The sequence below is a fragment of the Prodigiosinella confusarubida genome (genome assembly GCF_002847015.1).
Taxonomy (GTDB): Bacteria; Pseudomonadota; Gammaproteobacteria; order Enterobacterales; family Enterobacteriaceae; genus Prodigiosinella; species Prodigiosinella aquatilis.
Map to the genome: position 1 here is coordinate 2,975,479 of NZ_CP025085.1, position 20,285 is coordinate 2,995,763.

A 20,285-nucleotide genomic window follows, 5' to 3' on the forward strand; every position below is an offset into this window, starting at 1 on the left:
GAGAGTATTTTTTTAAAAACTGCATCTTTCTTTCCTTTTGTTAAATGGCATCAAGGATAATTTGTGAAACTTTCCTGTGACCGTGGTCCGTAAAGTGGATACGATCCACAAATATCCATTCGTCGTCTTTAATGGCATCGCGAATTAATGGCGTACTATTTATGAAAGGAATGCCCAGTAAAAAACGCACCGTTGTCGCACCGATACCAAATACAGTCGAGTTTCCGGCTAAAAGTTTGTATCCCTTCTCACCATTATGTTCTGCAACAGAGAAGATTCTTTTATCTTTCTCTGCATATCTGAAGCCAAATTTATCAGTATTTACGACGGGAGAAACATGCGAGACAGGATGGAAATACATCAGGTAAGGCAGCCATCTTACCAGCCCACCATCGGTAAATTTTTCTTCATATTCTCTCATGTACGGAATAAGACTTTGACGATTCATGGTTACCGGCACACTCGCTAAAGGGTGATATTTACCGTGAATTAGTTAACCATGACGGTCTGACAGATATAAGATACAAATATAATTTTTTTTCATGATAATGTTGCGATAATTAACATTAAAAATCGGATAACTGATGTCGAACTGTGCTTTTTTTCAGTACAGTAATGTTAAAACCCCCCACTGTCAGGTTTAACTAATTAATCATGAAACTTTATATGAGCGTGGCAGAACACCTGCGTGAACGGATCGAAAAGGGCGTTTTTTCTGGCGGGACGCGTTTGCCTTCGGTACGGACCTTGAGCAACGATCACGGTGTCAGCTTAACCACGGTGCAACAGGCCTATCGTCAGCTTGAAAGTGATGGTTTAATCGAATCAAAACCCCAGTCTGGCTATTATGTTAAAACGATACAGACATTGCCTCACCCCGCAGAAGCCAAAGATAGCGTTGATCTTTCGACTGCGCACTCAGAGTTCCAGGAAAGCATAGCGTTTGAATACTATATGGAGCATCCCGGCCTGCTGTTTGGGACAGGCTATCCATGCATAAATGCGCCCTCCATGACCCCGTTGTTTACCGCTTTACATCGCCAGACAAAATATTACGTTAAGTTTCCTCAGACGCGGCGGGATCCTGCGGGTTTACTGGTTTTGCGCGAGCATATTTCGCGTTTGATGCTGGATGCGAGCTGCCAGAGCCAGGCAGAGGATGTCATTATTACCAACGGGTGTAAGGAAGCGCTGTTCATTGCTTTAAAAGCCTGCTGCGAGCCAGGAGATTTAGTGGCTGTTGAATCACCTTGCTACTTTGGTATTCTGGAACTGTTCAAAATTGCGGGCGTTAAACCGGTAGAAATTCCTGCCGATCCTGTGCACGGTTTAAGTCTGGAGGCACTTACCGTGGCGCTGGAAACATTGCCGATTAAAGTCGCTTATCTTTCGCCAAACTGCAACAACCCGCAAGGATACACAATGTCAGATGTCCGCAAGCGTCATTTACTTAATATGGCGGATAAATATGACATTACGTTGATTGAGGACGATATCTACAGCGAGCTCAGCTACCTGTTACCCCGGCCACGGCCGATAAAATCCTGGGATAGCCAAAATCGCGTTATTTTATGCAGCTCTTTCTCTAAAACTTTGACGCCTGATATTAAAACGGGGTGGATCTATGCCACTTGCCAGCAGAATAAGCTACTCAATTTAAAATTGATGACCTCCGGTATGACGGCATTAACACCACAGCTGGCAATTGCTCAATTTATCGAACAGGGCCACTATGCAAAACATATTCGCAAAATGCGCCGACTCTATCGACAACACCTGACCATTGCTCAGGAGAATGTATTAGCGCATTTCCCTGAGGGCACGCATTTTACTCTGCCGCAAGGCGGCTACCATTTGTGGATTAACTTACCAGGTGAATTACGGGTTAGCGAACTCTGCAACCAGTTAGAGCTGAAAAAAATTAAAATTTCCCCGGGCACCCTATTTTCTCCACGAAAACGCTTTTCTTCTTCGATAAGATTGAGTTATTCCTCACTGCATCTGTGTGATGCTCACGGGATGATCGCATCGCTGGCAAAATCAGTGGAGCAATGTCTTATCGAGGCAAAAACGCCTGCGTTTGGCCTTTAACATTTAATCAGGCAGACCGGGTCGGCAATGGCTACGACTCAACGATTGTTCCTGAGTGAATCAGGACAATGCGGGGCAGAACATTATCATGACTGGAACGCGTACCACACACGGTTATTAATGTGTCTGAGGTAGGAAAAATAGAGATCTGGCATTGTCCCTCAGCATGTCTCATCTGTTCTGCTTGCCCGTTCGTCGCAAGGACGGACTGCGGTGAAAACCGTAATCGTCGTTATGACGTGGGATGAGGTAGATCGGCGGGCAGGGTGGAAGCATGAGGCGCAGCCAGTGCAGCCTGAATGCGCATTGGGTTAAAATATTGACGCATCAAGGTGACTTTATGGTCATCATTGAATTCATAGCGGATCGCCCAGTCATAGCTGTAAGGTACCCGCGTAGATTTTGTAATACCTTGTTCGCCACCATAGGTCATCGCCTGGTTATCGCTGAAAAACATTTTATCGATGCCAACACTGCTGAACTCGACGGTTTGTTCCATCAGTGACCAAAACCGACTAAACCCTTCATGTCCATAGAACACCCCGGCATAGGGGACATCTAATGGGCCGGAAATATCCCAAATGATATTTTCAGCCATACAGGCCATCGCCATTTGCAGATTACCGGTGGAATAGGCATGTTGCAGTTTTTCCAGTGTCACCTGATTGTTGGCGAAAACCAGTGACTGACTTTTGACCGGTTTCGACGTTTTGTTCGGTGTATATTCAAAAGTAGGTGCGCAGTGATACTCGCTATCACCAGGATACGGATTGGCGGTAATTGCCCGGAAATCGTCGCGCAGTGAACACATGGCGATCACGGCAGGCATCAGTTTTTGTGGCTTGCCGGTAAGACCGGTTTGCAGGTTTTCCAACAACTCACAGTAGTGGCGGTTAAAGCGAATAATAGCCTTACGAGCTTCACCTTCCGGATAATCACTGACTTTTGCACCACTGTGCGTTTTCACTGCACTATGCCATGGGATCTCCAGCGGTTCGCCGGTAGGGCCGCTGGCAATGGTATCGTCAAGGGTATAGCGGCGTTCACAGTGAATCTCGTTAAAACGGAAATAGTGGGCGAGTTCGTTATCTTCACTGCGCCAGATAGAATGAGCGGTACCTTCACCCTGGTGACTAATCAACCGTATCGCCTTAACTGCATTTTCCAAATTCAACACCGTAATGACACGACTACCCTGATTATACTGAAACTGCTCCGGGCAGATTTGCCGCTGAGGGTCGCCGCAAAATATGGCAGACTCACCAAAAGTAGCGACTGCTGCTCTAAGACGTGATTCGATATAGATATAAAACTCACCGATGGTCATATCACTACAGACATGGCTGGCAATTACTTCGGGGCGGATATGTTTGGGATGCTCAATCTGCATCGCTTGCGCGATGGCGTGCTGAGAAAAAGCATGTAATTGTATTTCAATATCATCTATGCCGTAAGGCAAGGGGGCCGGGTAGTCGGGTAAAAAATCAGGGCTATTTACTGTAGGTGTACCGCCGATAGCATTGAGAATATTGGCAACCAGAACAAAATGCAGCATCTCTTCAATCACCACCGAGCGAATAACGTCCGGTACCCGATTGTCTATGTGTTCATCCAGGCTGTAAAGCATGGTTAGGTAAGGCGGGATGGTGGCATGTTCCAAGACCATTGCCTTTTGCAGCAATGTTCTGATATCTGCCAGTTCCTGAGCCAAATCTTTATGACTGGTCAGTTTGACGTAGCCGTACTCCCTGAACATGACTTCCGACTGTTTTTGTGCGGTTTGCTCATGTAGATTCATGGTGATAATCCCGTCCTGATTAGATTTCAGCGGTCGCAATTCTGGCTGTGACAAATCGTCTGCTGTCATGATGAGCGTACCGGCTATAAATATCATGAAATCATAGTAGCTTCACGTTACATGCTGGTTTTTCGTTCGATATCGTGTGCTATGACACACTCTCTATTTACGCGGTCCAGGCATTATTTGGTTTCCGGTTTAATCTGTGCCAGTAGTTGACTTAAGCGTTCACGCTGAACAGGGCTGACATCTTTTCCGGCGGAATAGCCCGCATTCTGAATAATCATCTCGTTGAGACCTATCAGCCAATCATAGATATAGAAGGCGGTATTGTTGGTTGGTGTGACTGACAGTTTTGTCAGTCGTCGTGAGGCTCCGAAATTGACTGCCGGTTGCTCCGGTTTGGCGAAAATTTTATGCCCCCGGTTAATGCGACTGTCAGGGCGATCGGTTTCTTTGATCTGATGGAAACCCAACCAGGCCACAAAGTCGCCTAATACAGTCAGCACCCGTGAAACCTGGCGATCAGCCTTATTCTCACGATTAATGCCCAACTGTTCGGAATCAATCAGCATGGTGCGAAGATTTTCTTCGATATTCAGCCGAATACTGGCAGTAATAAGTTCTTCAACCAGCATCTCTATGGTTGGTTTGGTGATGCCGAGCAGTTCTATCATGGCCGCATTTTCTGGCATGCTACGCAAGTAATTGATCCAGAAACGGTAGACGTTACGGGCAAACTCGGCTTCATAGCCATGATTTTCCAGTGGTTCAGTCTCAAGAGGAATCTGTGCTTCCTCGTTTTCTACTTCCGGTTCTTCGCTAAACAGATCGATATCCATCCCTACGCCAAAAGGCTCAAAACTTGCCAATGGTGTGACAATGTCACTACTTTTTTGATGATGAATATAATGGTGTTGCTGCACTTGCTGTTGCAAGTACAGCCGACGTAAATCATCACGAGACGGAAGCAAACGCTCCAGTAATTCGCCGTGTACGCCGGTACGGGTTTGCAGCGATTTGAGCATGGTTTCGGCGATATGCTGTTTTTTTATCGGGTCATCAGCGCCTGTTGGTTGATACCAGCAGCCCAGCAGGTTATCCGCCAGATCACGTTGCAATTCACTCAGTTGTTCATCGATACGACCTAATTTTACTTCTCGGTGTACCTCTGCATTCAGCCAGGTGGTCATGCGATTGACACCTCGTTTGTCCATCGCCAGCATCGTTCCCCAGGCATCACCAGGACTCCCCACATAGCGCTGCACTGCTTCATCATTGTTTTGTCCATGTGTAAAGCGACGATCAAATTTGGTGACAGCCCATATCAGGCCGGGTTTACGGCGGCTACGCGTCTGGGTATTTTCCCCCTGAGTGTGCCGCACCCAATAATCCAGTGATTTTGCCACGGGTTTGACATCTGATTTATTACCAGCGGCAGTACATACCATCAGCAGGTTCATCTCTTGATTATCGGTATAACGCTCAAGTAGATAAGCGCGTTTGGCCCGTAACAGCATGTGCGCCAGCGGATGAGGTTGGATGTGGACGGATAGGTTAGGTTCATCGTCCTCATTTTTTACTTCATTCGAGGTGATGACTTCTTGACTAAATCCCGGAAAATCCAGCAGGTCAACTTGTTCAAATAAGGCTTCCCGGGGCGGTGACTGCAAGGGAATCTGTAATTCGGTGGTTAACATGACCAACTCGGCCAATGACAGCTCGACGGATTTTGCTGCACGACCATTGACTATCGGGCGTACCTGCACACTGAAATCGGAAGGGCTGTTAAGCTTATCCAGCATGGCGGCGTTAAGAATGCCATTGTCGGGCTGTAGGTTTTCATCCACCAGAATGCTGATCGGCGCCAGCACTTTGTGTGAGCCGGAAAGATGCTGAATTGCATAAGCAAAATGGCGATGAATAGCGGAAAGATCGCTGAGTTCTCCCCATAGAATGGAGAACAGGCTGGCACGGTCATCAATACTAAGATAGGGTGCTAAATCGACTGCCAGCGGCCAGAATTTACTTTCCAGTTGTTTTTGCCGTTTTGCATCGTGTCGCACCATATAGTCCCATAGCGCGACCACGTCGTCACCACTCATACCTGCAACGGGTTCTGGCTGGCGATGCATGATAAACATCTTCAGATGTTCGTCAATATGCTGTTCATCGAGCTCGTAAAACGTGGTGTGCTGATTGAAATCATGCAGAAAGACATTGGCAATGATTTTGGCGATATCCGTCTCATTCAACAGAAATAACTGAACCGGATTGGGGGTATTTTTACCTTCCACCTGTCGAGTGAAACGGGTGACAAACGCGTTAGGGCGATTATCCGGATTAAGGTGTTTCTGATAGTCCAGCGTTAATCCTCCCACAGAGGTTTCCAGCTGGTTATTTTCACCGGATGCCAGTGAGGTAATGAGATAGGATTTTCCGGCTTGCGCGAGTCCAAAAAAGCCGATGGCAATTTCTTTTGGTGAAGAGTCGGCAAGACCACGCGTTTTGTTGCGGCTGCGGCGCAACTTGACGATCAGACGGTCAGCTTCCATATCCAGTCGCGGTACATGGCGACGGTTTTCCTCCACCCAATCTATCGCCTGATCGACACCTTGTAATACTGCCTGTAACTGGCGGCTGAGGCGGGTTGATAGCTGCTTGGGTGTTAAAGGTTTCATTTTCTGAATACGCTCCCGCTATCGATCCAATAATGTGTCATGCCGGGTCCAGTACTGGATAATGTGTTCAATCTGAGCCTCAAATGTTGTAGCGGGACAGGATGTCCATTGCCCAGGATGGCTTCTGCTATTTGAAAATATTCAGGCGTATCATGATTTTCACCTTTTACGACCGCCAGTCTGACGCGCAATACGCTGTCGCCAGCGACTTTACGCGCCAGTTCCGCATCAACAATAGATAGCATATAGAGCGGGGAGGCTGGCCAGCGTTCATTGTCCAGTTGGCGAAAGCCAAGGCACAGTGAACCCCGTACCTCGAAGCCGTCCTGAGCGTCGAGTGTAAAGTCGATCTGGTCCAGATCAATGTCACTGTAGTAAACATTATCTGTAGTCAGGGCATTGTTGCTATCCAACATTCCGAGGTAACGGATGGTGGAATAAGGTTGGAAGTCGCCCGCTTTGAAATAGAAACCGGGTAAACGTAAATCCAATGCTAGCAGGCATAGCATGGCGCCTACTGCTGCCGTAGATTTCGGGTTTTCAATTCGTCCGCGTTTGTTGAATGGATACCAGTCACTGGTGTGATAGCCATCCAGTGACAGCATACGATTGATCGGTAGTGGTTGTAGATGACGGAACAGCGCTTGAATGCCCGGAAAGCGAGAAGGTCGACCCGTTAGCAATAAAACATCACAGGAATACAGCGAAACCACCTCGGACATTAACCGCAAATGCTGGGTAATACTCATCCGATTAGACAGAAATTCGCCATGCAGCTTGCTTAACCGCACAATCAGTGGTACCCGCAGGATATCAAACGCAGTTCCTTCCTCGGGGAGTTCGCGCTGTACTTCGTTATTAACGTAATCCAGAACCTTTTGGGTCGGAACCTGAGACAGACAGTCGGCAAAAAGAGTATCAATCTCGGCATTGAGATCCAGAGGATCAAAACGTTCATAAGCTTCAAGAATGGCCTGTCCAATCGGAATGAAAATCTGCAATGTCACCTGCTGGCGCAATGTCAGTTGCCCATCCATCCGACCTTCACTGCCAAATAGACGTGTCATCAACCCGTCAGTGTTGGTCATCCCCGCCTTTTTGAGTGCGGCCTGTAGTGCTGGCAGAATGTACAGCTGGATCACATCCAGCAGAATATCGTCGCCGGCGACTTTGAAACCTTCACGAAACAACAGGCGTGGAATGATCTTGACGTTACTGCCAACGCCATCGTCCAGCCAATATTGGGTTATGGCCAGATCTGTCGTGCCACCACCGATATCAATGGAAGCGATGCGCAACGTCTTTCCTGGCTGTTCATCTTCAGTCAGCTCTTTGTCCGGGCGAGCCATACTGGCAAAAAACGCTTCCGCTCGCCCGCCGAAATTGACTTGCGCCTCATTATAGAGGTACACCATCTGTCCGCAGGTGGCTTCATCCCACTCCATTTGCACATCAGGGACTGGTACCTGGCTTTGGCGTTTATCTTCCGGTGTTTTGAAATCATCATCGGCGGGATGCCATCCGATGGCTTTCCATACCAGACCAATTGCTTCATTCATTCTGCGGCGGAAAATTTCACGCTCCGGTTTTGGCATGGCGGAGGGTAAGGTCAGAATGATATTACGCAATTGGCGCGGGGCGGTGGTGTGGATCATTTTTGAGCGTTGTGTCGCGCTATTTATTTGCATCAACGCTTGCGCCAGCAGTTCAGACAACATGAAAGTCATCAGTGAACTGCGGCTGTAGTGCGGCGCAAACACTGGCAATCGGTCATCAAGTGGTAAATCGAATAAGGGCTGACCTTCGTCATTGACCAGCATTGTCAATGGCATAGTGGTCGCCAGCGGTTCTTGCATACTGGTTCCCATTACCTGACTGAAACGCCAGCCTGGAACATATGGCTCTTCATCCCACAGATAACGTCGTGGGCTTGAGATACCGCTTGATCCTTCGGTTCCCTGCCGTTGCAACGCCAGGCGAATGGCCTCTCGGCCTACGCGGATAATAGAGGGCCAGACAAAAGCATCATCACGGCCACTTTCAAAGGAAAAATCCGGTTTGCCAAATTTGGCTGGAGAGAACTCGGCCCGGCTGTTAAACAGTTCGTTATATACGTAGTGTGGCTGGCTGAGATCACGTATTTGCAATTCATAAGTTTGTTTCAGACCATTGCTTTCATCGGCATGATCTTCCACCAGAATACCGGCCGTATGAGAGTTGCCAACATCCAGAATCAGGTCGACATTGACCGCGGGCTCCTGCAATGTGCTGGCATTAATTCGGATTTCCGGCATATTGAGCTGACTACCCAGAATATCCAGTAGGTTGAGATAGTGTGCCTGATATTCAAACTCCCGCAGAGCAAGCTTGATATCACGAACGCTGCGATTCTCCAGCAACGTCGCCTGCTGAGTAAAGACTTCGCGCAGCCAACCGTCCACCCAGGTGAGATCCAGAAACTCATTCAGTTCGTCACTATGGTATGCCAGGGTAAAGCTGCACCCGCTCTTGATGTCGTTTTCATTGGGGGCCAGTGATTCATATTCATGGCCTTCCGGATACACTTTCGTATCAAAAGCTACACAGATGCGGTAGGCATTACCTTCATCATCGGGTTCATCCAGTGCTAAAATCTGTACTCTGGCCCAGTTATCCGGCCCGCCCATAAAAGTACGTGGCGGGTTGAAACGAAAAAAAGGCAGTGGTAACCAGACTTTATTTAGCAAAGTCAGTGACTGTTTCAGCGTGAAACTGGATTCGGGTTTTGCTATTTCAGGTAACATGCCCATGTCACCCGGCAGAATATATTTGCCGTTATTTTCATTGTAGATCAGTCGCAATAATGGCCCGTTACTGCTTTTACGCACGAAACGATTAGCCATACCCGCGTCTCCGTCTGACTTTAATGCAAAGTCCAGAAACTGAATCCCGCTGTTTTGAATCAGCGTAATGCGCTGTTTATAATCAGTGATTGTTGCCAGCATTATTATTTACTCTCACGCTTGATCGTTACCGGTAAGATAGTGTCAGCATCGTAATGGGCGTTACATTCGGCGACATCAGTCAATGCCTGCCGGGCACAAATAATCTCCGGTATCCGATATCTGGAACCATCGCTACAGTGGGCTTTATACCGGCTGTTAATCACCAGATTACCGGATCGATGTAACCCGGCTGAAACGTCAGCCTGACAGGTAATTCCTTCGTTATAAGTGAACCGCACTTTACCTTTACCATTTTTGATCTGGTACTTCAGTACTGGCGGCGTGCCGGTAAGCGGATTCTTAACATTAACGGTCGCGCTCCACTTACCACTCAGGAAGCTGACTGACCCTATTTTTACGTCGGTTGCCGACATCATCAGCAGGTCTTTGGTTTTATCTATCGTGGCTGGCGTTTCCGGCGCTTTTTTAACCGGTGTGGGCGGTATATATAAAATGGCCTGGTCTACAGGCACGGATATTACTGGTAGCGCCTGAAGGGTTTCCTGCGGTTTTGTCACTGTGATTTCTGATGTACCCAGTACCCGCTTTTCCGGTTTTATAGTGGCAACGACCAAGGCCTTGTTCTCCGGTGTTTCAGACACGCAGCCTCTAATCTGCATTACCAACGTGACCAGCAGCGCCGCACCGGGAGCAAGCCACCAAAACCTGAGCCACGGGGTGCTGGTTGCCAATGTGACCGTCGGCGGAGTGGGTTCTCCGGGTAACGGGGCAGGTGGGGGCGTGAGGGGCTCTGGCACTATTGGCGTAACCGTGGGTTTATTATCAACAGATGAGACTGCTGGGATGGGCGTCGGTTCTGGCGTGATTTTTTCTTCTATTATTACTTCTGGTATCTCCGGCAGTTCAACCGGTCGGAGACATGCCAACGCATCCAAACGTGATTTTTTACCAAGATTGACGAATCCCCAGAATGTCAGTACCGGCTTGTCATCAACCAGATAAACATGATTAGGGCCTGGAAATTGGATGGCCTTGGCCAGCAGGACACCAAACAGTTTCTGCGCCGGTTTGTCTGAACTTTGTGCTCTCAGGCTGATCTCAGCAACAATCTTCTGATATTGCTCAAGCTGTTGAAGTGCGGTCTCTCGTTGTTCATCGCTGGCCGCTACCCAGGATGTGACGTTGCCATCAATAGGCGAATACCAATTGATGCGTTCACCGTTCTCATTGGGTTGGGGGATGGCCAGACAGTTGGCAATGTGCTGTTGTTTACGAAGACGCAATGTTTCCCGTAGCTGAAGCGCTGAAGTATAAACCGGCTGACCGTTCTCACCCAACGCAAGAAAATCGTCTAAATTTCCACTGCGTAAAAATATTTTTGTCACGCCAAAGGGACCTTTTGTTATAAACAGCCAAGGCAGAGAAGCCGTGTGTAATCTGCAATTATAGATAGTCTAATTCTGATGATAGAGAATCAATGCGTTGAAGAAGTGACAAAACTGACAAATATTCGCGTCATTAGCATACGAATACATCAGTATTACGCTAATTGTGTGCGACAGAATGCCAAAAAAAATAGATGAGAGCCCGTTTAGGTGAAGAATGTCGGATTAGCATCGACTTCATTTATGATTTTCATCATACAGATGGCGCTGTGCCATAATTTGGTGGATGTTGGTTTCCAGCCAGTCGGCCAATCCGGCAATTCGTTCCTGTATTTCTTCTCCTAACGGCGTCAGCGAATATTCAACATGCGGGGGTACAACGGGGTAGGCGATACGTTTGATGAAGCCATCCTCCTCCATATAGCGCAGCGTCTGTGACAGCATCCTTTCGCTGACACCGCCAATTTTCCGACGCAGTTCGCTGAATCTTAATGTTTCATCTTTTAGCGCAATGAAGATCAATACGCCCCAGCGGCTGGTGATGCGTTTAAGAATGTCTCTGGAAGGGCAATTGACATTCAGTAACTCTCCACGCTGCATCTTTTCTGAGAGTGAATCGAAAACAGGCTGATTTTTTTTCAAACTAACACTCCTGTAAGTACTTACTTAAAGTTAGTTTAAGCTATATGCTTTATTTCAGACAACTTTTTTTGTCATCCCCTCATCATGATCTACGCTTGATGTTGAAACTTTTTAAAAAGGAGTTCGTTATGATAGCGATCACAGGTGCGACAGGTCAGCTTGGCCATTTGGTTATCAATATACTGCTGAAAACTATTCCACCAGATCAAATTATTGCTGCGGTGCGTAATCCTGATAAAGCCAGTGAGTTGGCTGCACAAGGTGTCATTGTTCGTCTGGCGGACTATAACCGGCCTGAAACGCTGGAAGCAGCATTTGTCGGTGTGGATAAATTATTATTGATCTCATCCAGCGAAGTTGGACAACGGGAAAAACAACACAAAGCGGTTATTCAGGCGGCGAAAAAATCAGGGGTTGGCTTGATTGCCTATACAAGCCTACTGCATGCTGATACGTCCCCGTTGGGACTGGGTGTTGAGCATCGTGCCACTGAAGCGGCTCTGAAGGATTCCGGTATTCCTTATGTGTTGTTGCGCAATGGCTGGTATACCGAAAACTATGCTGCCAGCACTGCGTCGGCATTAGCCCACGGCGCTTTTATTGGTGCGGCGGGAGAAGGGCGTATTGCATCTGCTCCACGAAAAGATTACGCCGAAGCGGCTACCGTTGTTTTACAGCTTGATGATCAGGCGGGGAAAGTCTACGAACTGGCAGGGGATAGTAGCTATTCTTTGGCCGAGTTTGCTGCTGAAATCAGTAAGCAGAGCGGAAAAAACGTCAACTATGTGAATCTTTCCGAAGCCGACTTTGCCAAGGCTTTGAAAGATGCAGGGCTTCCGGCAGGATTGACTGAGATGCTCGCTGATTCCGATGCCGGTGCAGAGAAAGGCGCTCTTTTTGATGACAGTCATACTTTGAGACATTTGATTGGTCGCACAACAACCCCCTACGCCGATGTTATTAAAGCAACACTAGCTACGCTTTAAACGGCTGCGTGAGATATCGTGCTGGACAAACCTGACCGCGGTTGGTTTGCTATTCTCTATTTCCCTATCCCTGCGTAGCAGGGATTTTTCTTGTACAGTCATCTTCTGATGACTGAATTATAGATTTCTGACATAGCATTCTGTATTGAATAGTCCCTGTCGTATCAAATCATTAGTTAAATTTAATCTAACGGAAAGTTAATTACCATTTTGCTTTGAAATTCCATTTTTAATACGCCAGATATTATTTTTGTGCGGATGTAAATACGTTCTGGCACTATCATGAACATGGTACTGGAAAGATTAACAATAAACCTTCTTATACGGTGGAACAGGCAGCGTCTCAGATTGAACGCGGGAATTCGAGCGTAATCGTGCCGGTCCAAAGCCACGAAATAGTCACCCATACCGGCACTGCATATTGCGGATCATTATTTTGTTGAATCAAAGTCACCGTTATAAAATAACATACAACTATTAGCACATTAATTAGTCAAATAAAAAATCATTAAGTTATGAAATAAGCCAATACCTAAATATGACAGAACATCTGGATTTATAGGTGAGTGTTTACTATAAATAATAATGCTTCATCATAATTCAGTATCATCATACTACTGCATAAGTAATGATATAAAGAATGAATATAACCAAGCTATTTGTTTTTTTAAAACCCAAAAAAACAGTATTTAACCACTGTGAAATGGAGATTCATATATGCCTCTTTTCCGTTTAAATGAAAAATCAGTAATCAATAGTGAAAACCATTTTCTCTGCAAAAACGTTTTTCTATCTTGCGTTTATTTAGGATTAAGTATTGTCTGTCTTTCCCATAATGTGTGGGCAAGCGTTGAGCCTTTATCTGTCAGCGGTAATAAAATTTATGCAGGTGAACAAGTAAAAAGCTTTGCTGGGAATAGTTTATTCTGGAGTAACAATGGCTGGGGGGGAGAGAAATTCTACAAATCCTCCACAGTTACCATGCTAAAAAATGAGTGGGGGTCAAGTATTATTCGTGCCGCGATGGGAGTTCAGGAAGATGGTGGTTATATTCAAGACCCGGCTGGCAACAAGGCAAAAGTTGAAACCGTTGTCGATGCGGCGATCGCCAACGATATGTATGTCATCATTGATTGGCACTCACATAGTGCAGAAAGAAATCAGAGTGAAGCGATCAGCTTCTTTCAGAAGATGGCGCGTAAATATGGCGATAAACCCAATGTCATTTATGAGATTTATAACGAACCACTACAGGTTTCATGGAGTCAAGTTATTAAGCCTTATGCGGAATCCGTCATCACCGCTATTCGTGCAATAGATCCGGATAATCTGATTGTCGTTGGAACTCCGAGCTGGTCACAGAATGTTGATGAAGCCTCATTGGATCCTATTAGCGCAACCAATATCGCCTATACATTACATTTCTATGCTGGTACTCACGGAGAATCATTACGAAATAAAGCTCAACAAGCTTTGAACAACGGTATCGCTCTGTTTGTGACAGAGTGGGGTGCCGTGAATGCTGATGGTGATGGCAGTGTTAATACAAGTGAAACCGATGCTTGGGTAAGTTTTATGCGTGATAACAACATCAGTAATGCGAACTGGGCATTGAATGATAAAGATGAAGGAGCATCAATTTTCTATCCAGATTCAGAAACCTTGACTGAGTCAGGCAAGAAAGTAAAAGCGATTATTCAAAACTGGCCATACAAAACGGGTAGTGACACCTCGGCAACGATGGAGACCACAGCAACTACAAGTGAGTCAACAACGTCTACAAGTTGTAATAATGTCAGTATTTATCCTGACTGGGTTAGTAAAGACTGGGATGGTGGACAAGCAAACCATAATGAAGCTGGTGAGTTAATCATCTATAAAGGCAATCTTTATAGTGCGAACTGGCATACGTCATCAGTGCCAGGTAGCAATAGTTCCTGGACTCTTATGGGGGTCTGTGACTGATATTCCAATCTTATTTAAGTCATGAAAAACAGGGCTGCATAATATTAATATGCAGCCCTGTAAAAAATGAATAGCCGACTAATCCCGCTCAAATGCACCTAAATCAGGTGCACTTCCGGAATAACTGATGCCGCTTTCTTTAGACCCAGCGTCAATTAATTGCGAGGTAGAGGATAAACGGAATAAGGCGGTGTCCGGTAATGACCCATCAGTGTTACGTGATGTTGTCGCCAATGACGTATCCAGGCTGACAAAATCAGAAGAAGAAGCGCTTGGGCCTGTATCCCATGAGTCATATTTTGCATTGGCATTTTTGACAGTGACCGATCCCGATAAAGACACGTTATTGCGGAAATAATGCGTTTGGCCGGAATCAACGCTGCTCCCAAAACCAAAATTAATACCGTTTTTGTATGCGGTGTTGTTTATAACGGTAACACCGCCGGCATTATTATTCTGATCGAAACCTTTATTTACATTGCCGAAAGCTACAGAGCGAGTGATAAGATGGTTACCAACAGCGGCATTTCCACCTAACTTGAAACCGTTGCCGTTACCACTGAATGAACTGTCATTCCAGTAGTCGATTCCATTACGAAAGGCCCAGCTATTTTTAATGACAACTTTCTCAGAACTGTCATATAGATCAAATCCATCATCAGAGTTTTCCCAGGCACGACAACCAACAAAACTATTCCCCGGCCCTTGAGTTTGTTTCGGTCCAAAGCCATCAGCCATACTGCCATTCTTCTTAGGATCATAGTTGCGGTAGGCATCCGAATTAATCACTGTGTTATATGAGCCACCTTTATTAATTTCCAACCCCGTATTTCGGTTATGGTGAAAAGTCATATTTTCGAAAGTATTGTGACTGCCAGTAACGTAGGTACCTTGATAGCCAGCGCGAGTTACATCAATTCCTTTGAAGTACCAATAATTTCCTGTCACATAGAAACCGAAGGAATTCTGTACCCACTGGTCATCCGGGAATGAAAAATCAAACACCGCCCGACCACAATTTGCAGTAGCAATATAAATGGGTGAGCTACTACTTCCAGACTTACTGAAGGTAATCGTATTTTTGTTGCCTTTGGTATAAGTAATCGTATAAGTACCGGGTTTCAATAAAATCATTTCTCCTGCTTTCACTGCTGTTACCGCAGTATTAAAACTCATCGGAGAATCAAAACTACTGCCACTATTACTGCTCGACCCCCCTGTAGTAACATAATAAATACGACTCGCACTAACACCACTGATACCACTGCTACTGCACGCCGCGGCTAATACGACTCCGCTGTTTGCCAGCATAAATATTGCCAATCCGGTATTGAAAATATAATTTAAATTTTTCATTTATTGCCTCATTACGTTATAAAAACCATATACTCAAGCAGCCTTAAGTGGTATTTCTCTATAAATATCACTTGGGGTAAAAAGACAGGCAGCAATTTGAGTGACAAGTGATACTTGTCGAAAATTCGCATTGGAATGGAATACCATTCCTTCGGTTATATTCCACAACGATGGTGATAAGCACGCTATATCCTGCATATTGAGGTAGCTTGAGTATACAAGGTTTGTCGCATAGCGATATGCAGACGATCTAATAGAATAGTGACAGCTGTAGATGTATATTCGGTAAATAAATTTTTTTTATAATAAAATGCCATTAGTAATAAAATTTCATAACTTAATATTGCACTAATAAAAATTGGCACAATTAGGGCGTTAGTTTCGATCGGTATCACACAATCATAAATTGGTAGAACAACCATTATTAGTTACAACATACAGTAGATAATTTAAAACAGAGTGCTCATCTGTAAGTCATGTGAAAATACCGCCAAAAGGCGGTATTCATTAAAACGTCTAGCAGGGAGAAAAGGGATTATAAGCCTCGTTTTTCCATCAGCAGGGCCAGATCGACCAGACGGTTTGAAAAGCCCCATTCGTTATCATACCAGGCAAGAATTTTGACCAGCTTACCACCGATGACTAGCGTAGAGAGTCCGTCGATAATGGATGAGCGTGGGTCGCCGCGGTAGTCGCTTGATACCAGTGGTTCTTCGCTGTAGCCCAGAATGCCTTTGAGCGGGCCGGATTCAGCGGCGTTACGGAACGCCGCATTAATCTCTTCAATTGTCACTTCACGTTTCAGATTTACGGTCAAATCGACGATGGAGACCACCGGAACGGGAACCCGCAGCGAATAGCCGGTCATGCGGCCATCCAGTTCCGGGATGACTTTACCTATCGCTTTCGCCGCACCGCTGGAATAAGGGACAATCGAAACCGCGGCGGCACGCGCACCACGTAGATTCTTTTCAGGTTGATCGTGCAACGCCTGACTGTTGGTATAGGCGTGAGTGGTGTTCATCAACCCGTGCTCAATCCCAAAGGTTTGATGTAGAACCTGGGCAGCCGGAGCCAAACCATTTGTTGTGCAACTGCCGTTGCTGACCACTTTGTGTCTGGCCGGATCGTACTGCCCGTCATTCACACCCATGACGATAGTGATATCGTCGTTCTTAGCCGGTGCGGAAATAATGACACGTTTCGCGCCACCTTTGATGATATGCACTTCAGCTTTGGCTTTTTCAGTGAAGAAACCGGTAGCTTCAATCACGATATCCACACCAACGCTACTCCATGGAATCGCTGCTGGATCTCTTTCGGAGAAAACCCGGATGGCTTTGCCATCGACCAGCAACTGGCCTTCACCAGCTTCGACATTAGCTTTTAACGTGCCGGATAATGAATCGTATTTCAGGAGATGGGCAAGAGTCTTACTGTCGGTGAGATCATTAATTGCAACCACCTGGAAATCGTTACGACCCAGCGCGGCGCGCAAGACATTTCGGCCAATCCGGCCGAATCCATTGATACCTACTTTGACCATGATCAATACCCCTTTGTTATCTGACTTGCATTTAATGTAGAGCGAAAGGAGATTGGCGTAAATGACAATAAAGGATCAATTTACGCCATCAGGCGTGAGTAGAAGCGTTCTCTGTATTCTGTTGGTGTGAGCTGTAAATTTCTTTCGAAAACACGCCGCAGATTGAGGCCATTGCCAAACCCAGTAGTGAACGCGATGTGTTCGATGTTTTGTTTCGTTTGTTCAAGCCGTTGTCTGGCGGCACTCAGACGAACTTCCTCAACATATTTAGCCGGGGTAATTCCAATTTCACGGGTGAACACACGGGTGAAATTCCGCGGGCTCATGGCGACGCGTTCCGCCAGATTTTCGACAGATAAGTCATCAGCAAGATTTTCAGAAATCCAGGACTGAAGATCACGAATCGGCCCTTCACTGGCCTGATTCAAAAGATAGCGGCTGAATTGTGACTGTCCCCCAGGACGGCGGAGGAACATCACCAGATCCTGTGCCACATTGCGAGCCAAATTGAACCCATAGTCGTCCTCAACCAGAGCGAGAGTAAGGTCAAAACCAGAACTGACGCCGCCTGATGTCCAAACATTTCCATCCTGAACATAGATCGGACCGCGCTCGACTGTCACCTGAGGAAACTCGGCTTGCAGAGTATCGAGCAGTCGCCAATGCGTGGTGGCATGACGTCCGTCAAGCAGACCGGTTTTAGCTAAAAGCATTGCACCGCTACAGATGGAAACCACACGCCGAGTGTGGGGCGCCGCACGTTGAATCCAATCAACGACGCTGGCGCCTTCTTCTTCGCTCAGGCCTTTGCCGGTAATCATGATGGTATCACGCGGAAGTTCAGGGTTGAGATCGCAAAGTCGGTGGTCGGCCAGCAGGTTCAAGCCTGACGCACCGTGAACCACATGATGCGGTTGCGTGGTGGCAACGGTCACCTGATAGGCCGAATTTGGCATCAGGCAATTCGCCTGCATAAGAATGTCGGCGATACCCGCCGCTTCGAACAACAAGCCCCCATCCGGGACGATAATCAGAAATGTAAGCATGGCATTAAAAATACAATTTGTATTAAATATGTCAAGTGATGGATGTCTATGATAAACCGGATAGACAGAGAGTAGGGTACTGACGCAGGTATTCGCACTTTTAGTAAACGAGATCAGCGTAAAACGCCATTTAATATATGACCCTCGGTAACGATAACGGTATCTTGTCAGTGTCCGAAATCACGTACTTACTTTTGCTTATTTAACCTTGGTAATTCCATGACTTCACTACTCAAACATTCGTCACGATTAGGCATGTTGATCATACTGATGATTTTGGCAGGCTGCTCCAGCAAACCTCATTATAAGAAATATGACCCACACGCCTATGATGATGAGATTAAGGAAGCTGCTGACAATTATAAAGTCGATCAAAAACTTATTAAGGCGATCATCCAGGTCGAATCCAATTTTAATCCGGAAGCGGTAAGTCCTTCAAATGCAATCGGTTTGATGCAACTTAAAGCGTCCACCAGTGGCTGTGATGCGTACCGTTACAAAGGTAAACGTGGCTGTCCTGATGACGACGATTTACTGGATCCGGAAACCAATATTGACCTGGGAACGGCGTATATCAGCTCGTTGCAGCATCAACAACTAAATTGGATCAACAATCCGGTCACGCGGCGTTACGCAACCGAAGTGGCCTATGTCAACGGTGCGGGGGCATTGTTGCGGACTTTTTCAAGTAACCGGCAAGCTGCTATTCGGATGATTAATCAACTGACACCGGCAGCTTTTAGCTGGCATATCCGTCAACATCATCCAGCACCTCAGGCACCGAGATATATGGCGAAAGTTGAGAAGGCCTATGCCGGTTTATAGTCGTTAACGTATTAAATCGACGGATGCGCTACGTGAATTCTAAGATTTCATCAGTACTGCAATGCAGCAGAATTCACGTAGCGCGATCACATAGAAAGATGAAAAATACGCAGCGAAAGGAGATAGTTGAATGATAACCAATTTGCTCACCAATTTTCCTGAAGCGGCTCTTGGAAGAGAAACTGAAACTTTCGAGGTATTACTCACGCGGCCAGATATTCGCATCGAGAGAATTATTTCAACCGGGCAATCGAGTCCACCAGGATTTTGGTATTGTCAGCCGCAAAGCGAGTGGGTAACGGTGTTACAAGGTTCTGCCGGGTTACGATTTGAAAATGAATCTGATGTGCGGGTAATGAAAACCGGTGACTTTGTGAATATTCCGGCGTTGTGCAGGCATCGTGTTGAATGGACAGATTCCCAAAAACCAACGATTTGGTTAGCCGTTCATTATAGTGTGGCTCCGGATGAGGCAGGAGAGGCGTAATACCGTAATAGTTGCCTAGTGCATCATCATAAATCGTATTTAACATAATATACATTATGCGTATCAACATAGAATCAGACAGAATCCGACGTTTTGTGGGTACCGTTGGCCTGGTTGCTGATGGCCTCTGAAAGCTCTTTCTCCAGCGCTGATACCATCACGCTGGCCATCTGATAATTCGACTTGCCACCATGACTGCTTTTCCAGCCATCGCGTTCACGGCGTGCGCGCTCCAGATCGTACTCAACTTTTTCAACTGTTCGTGCCATTCCATCTTCCTCAATTATTATCGGTCGTTCGTTAAACACATACTGACGCGCCTACGGCTTGTCCAACCCGCCAAAACACCGGAAAGAATTTCCGGGCATTCGTCTCGTTCCTGAATGGTCTATCATCACAATCGCAGTCTGCGAGTGATTATGCTAAGCGGATGGTCACGCCGATACTTCACCAGTTAAAACGTGGCAAATACGTCTGCGATGACATAGGCCGAACGAATTTTGCGGTAATGCAATGGCTCATTCACCTTACT

15 protein-coding genes are annotated in these 20,285 nt (G+C 46.3%); 5 read left to right on the forward strand and 10 right to left on the reverse strand.

The window, feature by feature from the left end:
* Window positions 1-40: 40 nt before the first annotated feature.
* On the reverse strand, window positions 41-448 hold the full coding sequence (locus CWC46_RS13450; protein ID WP_021016050.1) for a hypothetical protein: 408 nt from the start codon (window positions 446-448) through the stop codon (window positions 41-43).
* Between the two features lie 218 nt (window positions 449-666).
* Here CWC46_RS13450 and CWC46_RS13455 point away from each other — a divergent pair, with 218 nt between their 5' ends.
* Entirely contained in the window at window positions 667-2,091 is a 1,425-nt protein-coding gene (locus CWC46_RS13455; protein WP_051391500.1) for an aminotransferase class I/II-fold pyridoxal phosphate-dependent enzyme, read from the forward strand.
* Between the two features lie 232 nt (window positions 2,092-2,323).
* Here the strand turns inward: CWC46_RS13455 and CWC46_RS13460 are convergent, their stop codons facing one another.
* The 5 genes from CWC46_RS13460 to CWC46_RS13480 form a co-directional block, all read right to left on the reverse strand.
* Complete coding sequence (locus tag CWC46_RS13460) at window positions 2,324-3,958, reverse strand: ferritin-like domain-containing protein (protein ID WP_021016048.1); 1,635 nt, start codon at window positions 3,956-3,958, stop codon at window positions 2,324-2,326.
* Window positions 3,959-4,071: 113 nt separating this feature from the next.
* Window positions 4,072-6,570: a putative virulence factor gene (locus CWC46_RS13465; protein WP_021016047.1), complete on the reverse strand. Its 2,499-nt coding sequence runs from the start codon at window positions 6,568-6,570 to the stop codon at window positions 4,072-4,074.
* Entirely contained in the window at window positions 6,567-9,554 is a 2,988-nt protein-coding gene (locus CWC46_RS13470) for a virulence factor SrfB (RefSeq protein WP_021016046.1), read from the reverse strand. Before CWC46_RS13470 ends, CWC46_RS13465 begins: the two co-directional genes overlap by 4 nt.
* A gap of 2 nt (window positions 9,555-9,556) precedes the next feature.
* Window positions 9,557-10,900 carry an SrfA family protein gene (locus CWC46_RS13475; RefSeq protein ID WP_021016045.1) on the reverse strand — a complete coding sequence of 448 codons (1,344 nt, stop codon included), beginning with the start codon at window positions 10,898-10,900 and terminating at the stop codon, window positions 9,557-9,559.
* Window positions 10,901-11,137: 237 nt separating this feature from the next.
* Window positions 11,138-11,500: a winged helix-turn-helix transcriptional regulator gene (locus CWC46_RS13480; RefSeq protein ID WP_037382004.1), complete on the reverse strand. Its 363-nt coding sequence runs from the start codon at window positions 11,498-11,500 to the stop codon at window positions 11,138-11,140.
* Between the two features lie 170 nt (window positions 11,501-11,670).
* Between CWC46_RS13480 and CWC46_RS13485 the strand changes: the two genes are divergently transcribed.
* Together CWC46_RS13485 and CWC46_RS13490 are read left to right on the forward strand one after the other, a co-directional pair.
* Window positions 11,671-12,528 carry an SDR family oxidoreductase gene (locus tag CWC46_RS13485; RefSeq protein ID WP_021016043.1) on the forward strand — a complete coding sequence of 286 codons (858 nt, stop codon included), beginning with the start codon at window positions 11,671-11,673 and terminating at the stop codon, window positions 12,526-12,528.
* A gap of 717 nt (window positions 12,529-13,245) precedes the next feature.
* Entirely contained in the window at window positions 13,246-14,493 is a 1,248-nt protein-coding gene (locus tag CWC46_RS13490; protein ID WP_021016042.1) for a cellulase family glycosylhydrolase, read from the forward strand.
* A gap of 78 nt (window positions 14,494-14,571) precedes the next feature.
* Here the strand turns inward: CWC46_RS13490 and CWC46_RS13495 are convergent, their stop codons facing one another.
* From CWC46_RS13495 to CWC46_RS13505, 3 genes are all read right to left on the reverse strand, one after another.
* Complete coding sequence (locus CWC46_RS13495; protein ID WP_021016041.1) at window positions 14,572-15,849, reverse strand: right-handed parallel beta-helix repeat-containing protein; 1,278 nt, start codon at window positions 15,847-15,849, stop codon at window positions 14,572-14,574.
* A 535-nt stretch (window positions 15,850-16,384) separates the two neighbouring features.
* Window positions 16,385-17,395 carry a type I glyceraldehyde-3-phosphate dehydrogenase gene (gene gap / locus CWC46_RS13500; RefSeq protein ID WP_021016040.1) on the reverse strand — a complete coding sequence of 337 codons (1,011 nt, stop codon included), beginning with the start codon at window positions 17,393-17,395 and terminating at the stop codon, window positions 16,385-16,387.
* Window positions 17,396-17,475: 80 nt separating this feature from the next.
* Window positions 17,476-18,441, reverse strand: a complete 966-nt coding sequence (locus CWC46_RS13505) for a GlxA family transcriptional regulator (RefSeq protein WP_021016039.1) — start codon at window positions 18,439-18,441, stop codon at window positions 17,476-17,478.
* Between the two features lie 219 nt (window positions 18,442-18,660).
* Here CWC46_RS13505 and CWC46_RS13510 point away from each other — a divergent pair, with 219 nt between their 5' ends.
* The gene (locus CWC46_RS13510; protein WP_021016038.1) at window positions 18,661-19,266 is read left to right on the forward strand and encodes a transglycosylase SLT domain-containing protein; all 606 of its coding nucleotides are present in this window, start codon (window positions 18,661-18,663) and stop codon (window positions 19,264-19,266) included.
* A gap of 130 nt (window positions 19,267-19,396) precedes the next feature.
* Window positions 19,397-19,753 (forward strand): cupin domain-containing protein, encoded by a 357-nt coding sequence (locus tag CWC46_RS13515; protein ID WP_021016037.1) that lies wholly within the window; start codon window positions 19,397-19,399, stop codon window positions 19,751-19,753.
* A 74-nt stretch (window positions 19,754-19,827) separates the two neighbouring features.
* Here the strand turns inward: CWC46_RS13515 and CWC46_RS13520 are convergent, their stop codons facing one another.
* Entirely contained in the window at window positions 19,828-20,022 is a 195-nt protein-coding gene (locus tag CWC46_RS13520; RefSeq protein WP_021016036.1) for a hypothetical protein, read from the reverse strand.
* Between the last annotated feature and the right edge of the window lie 263 nt (window positions 20,023-20,285).

Coding starts and splice junctions, on each gene's coding strand:
- CWC46_RS13450 (WP_021016050.1), bottom strand. CDS start 448: ATGAATCGTCAAAGTCTTATTCCGTACATGAGAGAATATGAAGAAAAA.
- CWC46_RS13455 (WP_051391500.1), top strand. CDS start 667: ATGAGCGTGGCAGAACACCTGCGTGAACGGATCGAAAAGGGCGTTTTT.
- CWC46_RS13460 (WP_021016048.1), bottom strand. CDS start 3,958: ATGACAGCAGACGATTTGTCACAGCCAGAATTGCGACCGCTGAAATCT.
- CWC46_RS13465 (WP_021016047.1), bottom strand. CDS start 6,570: ATGAAACCTTTAACACCCAAGCAGCTATCAACCCGCCTCAGCCGCCAG.
- CWC46_RS13470 (WP_021016046.1), bottom strand. CDS start 9,554: ATGCTGGCAACAATCACTGATTATAAACAGCGCATTACGCTGATTCAA.
- CWC46_RS13480 (WP_037382004.1), bottom strand. CDS start 11,500: ATGCAGCGTGGAGAGTTACTGAATGTCAATTGCCCTTCCAGAGACATT.
- CWC46_RS13485 (WP_021016043.1), top strand. CDS start 11,671: ATGATAGCGATCACAGGTGCGACAGGTCAGCTTGGCCATTTGGTTATC.
- CWC46_RS13490 (WP_021016042.1), top strand. CDS start 13,246: ATGCCTCTTTTCCGTTTAAATGAAAAATCAGTAATCAATAGTGAAAAC.
- CWC46_RS13495 (WP_021016041.1), bottom strand. CDS start 15,849: ATGAAAAATTTAAATTATATTTTCAATACCGGATTGGCAATATTTATG.
- gap (WP_021016040.1), bottom strand. CDS start 17,395: ATGGTCAAAGTAGGTATCAATGGATTCGGCCGGATTGGCCGAAATGTC.
- CWC46_RS13505 (WP_021016039.1), bottom strand. CDS start 18,441: ATGCTTACATTTCTGATTATCGTCCCGGATGGGGGCTTGTTGTTCGAA.
- CWC46_RS13510 (WP_021016038.1), top strand. CDS start 18,661: ATGACTTCACTACTCAAACATTCGTCACGATTAGGCATGTTGATCATA.
- CWC46_RS13515 (WP_021016037.1), top strand. CDS start 19,397: ATGATAACCAATTTGCTCACCAATTTTCCTGAAGCGGCTCTTGGAAGA.
- CWC46_RS13520 (WP_021016036.1), bottom strand. CDS start 20,022: ATGGCACGAACAGTTGAAAAAGTTGAGTACGATCTGGAGCGCGCACGC.